Source organism: Oceanisphaera sp. (assembly GCF_052084945.1).
In the GTDB taxonomy this organism is placed as follows: Bacteria; Pseudomonadota; Gammaproteobacteria; order Enterobacterales; family Aeromonadaceae; genus Oceanimonas.
In genome coordinates, this window is record NZ_JBQDEX010000146.1 from 1 (window position 1) to 5,549 (window position 5,549).

Genomic DNA, 5,549 nt, shown 5'->3' on the forward strand with positions numbered 1-5,549 from the left:
CCAACTCCGATAGTGGCATGGTGCACGAATGTAGTCGCGCGCTTTAGCCGCGAAAACCGGCAGCGCCGGTTCCCATGCACACATTCAAACCCAAACACCCACATTCAAACGCCGGATATGGTGCACGGGTTCAAACCTAAACACCGCACAGCTGAAGCTGTGCCTACAAACACAAATGAAGCACAGGTTTGATTGGTTGGTACAGCGTATAACGTAACGCGTACGGCTTTCTCTTCCTAAACACTGCGCAGTTGAAGCAGGAGTAATAGATAAAGCGAAGGTTTGGCGTTTGATGGCGTTCTTTTGTTTTTGACGGGTGCGCACTTGGGTTGATTGCGCTAAGATAGCGCCCCTTTTTTTATACCCTCTTCTGCTTGGAGATTTAAATGCCTTTTTCCCTCGGCCAACGTTGGATCAGTGACACAGAAACCGATTTGGGACTAGGCGCCATCGTGGCTATCGATGTGCGCATGGTAACCATGCTATTTCCGGCCTGCGGTGAGAACCGTATGTATGCCATAGGTGACGCGCCTATTACTCGCGTTATGTTTAACTCCGGTGATGTGATCAGCAGTCATGAAGAATGGGAATTACAAGTCAGCTCGGTAAGCGAAGAAGAGGGGCTATTAACCTATCATGGTACTCGCTTAGATAATGGTGAAGAGGCCAGCCTAAGAGAAACCTTTCTTAACCACTTTATTAAACTGAATAAGCCGCAAGAGCGCCTGTTTGCCGGACAAATAGATAAAATAGGCCGTTATAACCTACGCTATCAAGCACTGATGCATCAGTTTCAGCGCCGTCGCTCTAAGCTACGAGGCATGGCTAGCGGTAAAGTCAGCTTGATCCCGCATCAGTTACATATTGCGAATGAAGTGGGTAGCCGCTATGCACCTAGGGTCTTGCTAGCTGATGAGGTGGGGTTAGGTAAAACCATTGAAGCGGGCATGATCATCCAACAGCAATGGTTGTCGGGTCGCGCCAGCCGCATTGTGATCTTGGTGCCTGATGCTTTAATTCATCAGTGGCTGATTGAAATGATGCGTCGTTTTAATCTGCATTTTGCGATTTTTGATGAAGAGCGGTGTGTAGAAGCCTTTGCCGATGCTGCTAACCCGTTTGATACCGAGCAGTTAGTATTATGTAGCCTCGACTTTATTACTAAAAAGCGTAAACGCTTTGAGCAGTTGCATGAAAGTGACTGGGATTTATTAGTAGTAGATGAAGCACATCACTTAGTTTGGGATGCTGAAAAGCCCAGCCGTGCATATCAAGTAGTTGAAGCTTTAGCCGAAGATACAGCGGGTGTTTTATTATTAACCGCAACTCCCGATCAACAAGGCCACCAAAGTCATTTTGCTCGCCTGCGCTTACTCGATCCTGAGCGTTTCTATGATTATGAGGCTTTTTTAGCAGAAGAAGCGGAATATCAACCGCTTGCCGAAGCCGCAGAAGCCCTGCTATCGGACGCGCCTATTAATGAAGCGGCCATGGAACGACTCGCACCTTTTATGGACGATATGGACAGCAGTGCATTAACCGACCCGGCTGCGCGACAACAATTATTAACACAGTTATTAGACAGACATGGAACGGGGCGTTTATTGTTCCGTAACACACGCCAAGCCATTAAGGGCTTTCCATCACGAGTTTTACATTTACACCCTCTGCCATTATCTAGCCAATATAAAACGGCAATTAAAGTGGCAGCTATGATGGGCAGTCGCGAAGATCTTGCCGAGCAAGCACTGCAGGCTCTGGCCCCAGAAGAAATTTATCGCCAATTTGAAGGCGATGATAGCTCCTGGACTCAATTCGATAGCCGGTTTGAATGGCTACTTGAATATACTAAAAATAGACGTAACGATAAAATTTTAGTGATTACCGCAAAAGCTGGTGTAGCGTTAGCATTAGAAGAGGCGTTACGTACTAAGGAAGGAATTCGCGGCACCGTATTCCACGAAGACATGTCGTTACTAGAGCGCGATAAAGCTGCAGCTTACTTTGCTCAGCAAGAGGGTGGTGCTCAGGTGATGATCTGTTCTGAGATTGGTTCAGAAGGTCGTAACTTTCAATTTGCTCACCAGTTAGTATTGTTTGATTTACCCCTTAACCCTGATTTGTTAGAGCAGCGTATCGGTCGTTTAGACCGCATTGGCCAATTACATGATATTGATATTCATGTGCCTTATCTTGAAGGTACGGCACAGGCGGCATTAACTCAGTGGTATCATCAGGGCATGGATGCGTTTAGCAAACCAAACGCCGTGGGCCACCCTGTTTATCAACACGTGTCTGAATCCTTATTAGCCTTGCTGGCTAAGCATGGACAAAATGAAGCAGCTTTAGAGCAGTTGATTGCTGATACTCGCGCCCTAACGAACGAGCTAAATAGCCAAATGGAGCAAGGGCGAGATCGATTATTAGAGTTAAACTCTAGCGGTGTTATCCACAAGCGTGATCTGGCCGGAGAACTTGAAGAGGTAGATGAAGATCCAACACTGGCGATTTTTTCTATTAAAATGTTCGATGAAGTCGGTGTAAACCAAGATGACCGTGGGGAAAATGCTATTGTACTACGCCCAACAGAGCATATGCTGATCCCAAGTTTTCCTAGTCTACCCGAAGATGGCGCCAGCATTACCTTTGATCGCAATACCGCGTTAAGCCGCGACGATTTACAATTATTAACGTGGGATCATCCGATGATCCGTGGTGGTATCGACTTGGTATTAGGCTCTGAGATTGGCACTACCTCGGTCGCCATCCTTAAAAATAAAGCCTTGCCCGTGGGAACCCAGTTCTTAGAGCTGATTTTTGTGGCAGAGTCGGCACAAAATGCCCAACTTTATCGCTTCTTACCTCCGGCCCCTATCCGCTTGCTATTAGATAAAAATGGTAATGATTTAGCAGAGAAAGTGACGTTTGAATCGTTTGATCGCCAACTTAGCCCAGTCAATCGTCATTTAGCCAGCAAGTTAGTTAGTGCTTCACAGGCGATTATTCATCAATTATTGCAACAGGCAACACCGGTAGCAGAGCGACAAATGCAGGCTTTGGTTGCGCAGGCTCGTACACAAATGCACGAGTCAATTGGCCAAGAGTTAACCCGCTTACAACAATTGGCGAAGGTCAATCCCAATGTGCGAGAAAGTGAAATTACTCACGTACAAGAGCTGCAAGACGAACTAAATAGCTTGTTAAATAACACCCGTTTAAAACTAGATGCAATTCGCTACATTGTGGTTAGCCACCAATAAGGACTACAGTAGATGGCATTGTTACACTATGATCCACCACTGGATCCCACGTTTGAGATCTTGTATCAAGATGACTGTATTATTGTCTTGAATAAGCCTAGCGGTTTACTGAGTGTGCCCGGACGTGAGCTAATACATCGCGACAGCTTGGCATTGAGGGTGGCGCGGGTTTATCCCACGGCAAAAATAGTACATAGATTAGATATGGCGACCTCGGGTGTCATTGTCATGGCGCTGCACCCTAAGGCGCACAGTGAGCTTAGCCGGCAATTTCGTGAGCGTGAAACGGCTAAGCGCTATTACGCTTGGGTGTATGGTAGCCCACAAGAAACAGCGGGCAGTGTTGATTTACCTTTATGCTGTGATTGGCCTAACCGCCCGCGCCAAATGGTTAATTATGAGCATGGTAAGGCGGCGTTAACGCATTGGCGTTGCCTGCATCGCCTAGGTGATCGCAGCCTGATCGAGCTTATTCCCATTACTGGGCGTTCTCATCAGCTACGGGTGCATATGAAAAGCTTAGGCCATGTTATTTTAGGTGATAATTTATATGCCGAGGGCAAGGCGCTAACCATGGCTCCTCATTTATTATTGCATGCGAGCGAGCTGGCGTTTTATCATCCCAATACCAATGACTGGCTAACATTTACCGCCCCCGCTCCTTTTGATATAGCCTAGTTTAATACCAATCGGATTAAGTAAGTGGTCAGCTTTATCTTCTGTAGATGCCGAAAAAAGGGGCCACTCCACTGACACGCTACAAGCACCTCCCTGTGGCGCTCAAGCACATGACTTCCCTGTCATGTGATGGTCAGTGTAGTCGCTCCCTTTATCCGGCTCTAAGTTATGGAGCCGCCTGTAATTAGGGCTAGCTGACAGCTTAATGCCTCAAAGGAGGGAACAGAGATCAGCTCCCACGACCATGAAATGCCATGGACGGCATTTCCTGAGCCCCCATGGATGGGTTTATGGCGTGTCGAGGGAGGTGACTCTGTTTCCTCTTTATACTGTATTTAAATAGATCGATTATTTAGTGTGTTTGGTATTACTATGTCAGCTCACTGTCGCCTAAACACAAGCTGCTGGGGCACTATATTCGTCAGCACTGGCGCATAGAGAACAGCCAACATTACGTTCTGGATGTGGTGTTTAACGAAGATGCCTCACGGATTGCCACGGAAGGTGCTGTCGAAAATATGGCCTTGTTCCGGCGGTTTATCATGAACATTCTTAAGCAAAGCCAGTGTGGCTCACCGAGTCACGCAACAAGTTGAAACGGGCCGGCTGGAACGACGATTACCGGGCTCAATTATTCTTTGGTTAAATTACTAACAAAGTATGCTCTCGCCCTGGAAGTAGTGACAGGCTATAGTGCAATAAGCTTTTTAACTAAGCTGGGCATATAACCATTATTAACCGGTTGCTGTTCCATTCCTAACAATTGATATATTTGGCCACCAATTCCAGGGATCACTTCACCAGTTTCTGCTTCTTTTTTAGTATCTTTAGCTAAGTAAATAAATTCAAATTTTGAAGATATCTCATCAGGAAACTCTGACCTAAGTGCGATTTCAGATTTGTCGTGCATCACTGGCGCCACTATATATATTTTACTGGCATTTAACTTTTCAATAAGAGCCAAAATATTAGTTCGCACCACACAGCTACCAGAAATTACAGACTTAACGACCACTAAACAATCAATAGACTCATAGCCAGGCTGGAGGTATTTATGAACGATAGGAGCAACACTGCCGCCTTGAATACTATAGTGATTATTCCAGAATACTGCGGCTAAGGTTTCATGATGAGGCTGTAGACTCTCAATAACACCTGATGACAAAAAATCAGCGTCTTCAGCTGTAGAGGCAACAAGACACTTGGCACCATCTGGTAGTGTTTTATTCAAAGTCTCACCAAGATATAGCCCCAATTTTTTCATAGTGGCTTGATATTCTAAAGGCAGCTTAGTCACACTTAATAACTTATTAAGCGCATTGATAGCGACTTCATTAGCAAAGCTACTGTATGTACGTCCGGCAATATCCATGATAGGTCTCCTCAACTTATGCATTGGTCTAGCTCCTTTTTAGCTTCTAACATTATAAAAGCAAGAACTTGGCCAATGTCATGGAAGCCCGCTACTGTCATAGCATCAGGCTCTACTAAAGTCTCACTTAAACTGATTTCAAGCCCATTATAACTCAGGCTTAACCGGGCCAAGGTCGCTGTGGTTGCGATTGGCCTTCATGGTCAGTTCGTTGGCGTGGTTAAAGACCTGATTGACCT

General features: G+C 45.9%; 3 protein-coding genes and 1 pseudogene. 3 read left to right on the plus strand and 1 reads right to left on the minus strand.

Features of this window, described 5'->3' with window-relative positions; genetic code table 11:
* The first annotated feature begins 386 nt into the window (after nucleotides 1–386).
* From rapA to ACTHY5_RS11050, 3 genes and pseudogenes are all read left to right on the plus strand, one after another.
* Entirely contained in the window at nucleotides 387–3,260 is a 2,874-nt protein-coding gene (rapA, locus tag ACTHY5_RS11040; RefSeq protein ID WP_441879594.1) for an RNA polymerase-associated protein RapA, read from the plus strand.
* Nucleotides 3,261–3,278: 18 nt separating this feature from the next.
* The gene (locus ACTHY5_RS11045; RefSeq protein WP_441879598.1) at nucleotides 3,279–3,938 is read left to right on the plus strand and encodes an RluA family pseudouridine synthase; all 660 of its coding nucleotides are present in this window, start codon (nucleotides 3,279–3,281) and stop codon (nucleotides 3,936–3,938) included.
* Between the two features lie 368 nt (nucleotides 3,939–4,306).
* Nucleotides 4,307–4,584 (plus strand): annotated as a pseudogene (locus ACTHY5_RS11050) (ISAs1 family transposase); the annotation flags it as partial.
* 42 nt (nucleotides 4,585–4,626) lie between these two features.
* Here the strand turns inward: ACTHY5_RS11050 and ACTHY5_RS11055 are convergent.
* A complete protein-coding gene (locus tag ACTHY5_RS11055) occupies nucleotides 4,627–5,310 on the minus strand; it encodes a hypothetical protein (RefSeq protein ID WP_441879596.1) in 684 nt (227 codons plus the stop codon).
* Nucleotides 5,311–5,549: the final 239 nt, after the last annotated feature.

Excerpts from the sequence above, each read along its gene's own strand:
- rapA (WP_441879594.1), top strand. The coding sequence starts at position 387 with ATGCCTTTTTCCCTCGGCCAACGTTGGATCAGTGACACAGAAACCGAT.
- ACTHY5_RS11055 (WP_441879596.1), bottom strand. The coding sequence starts at position 5,310 with ATGGATATTGCCGGACGTACATACAGTAGCTTTGCTAATGAAGTCGCT.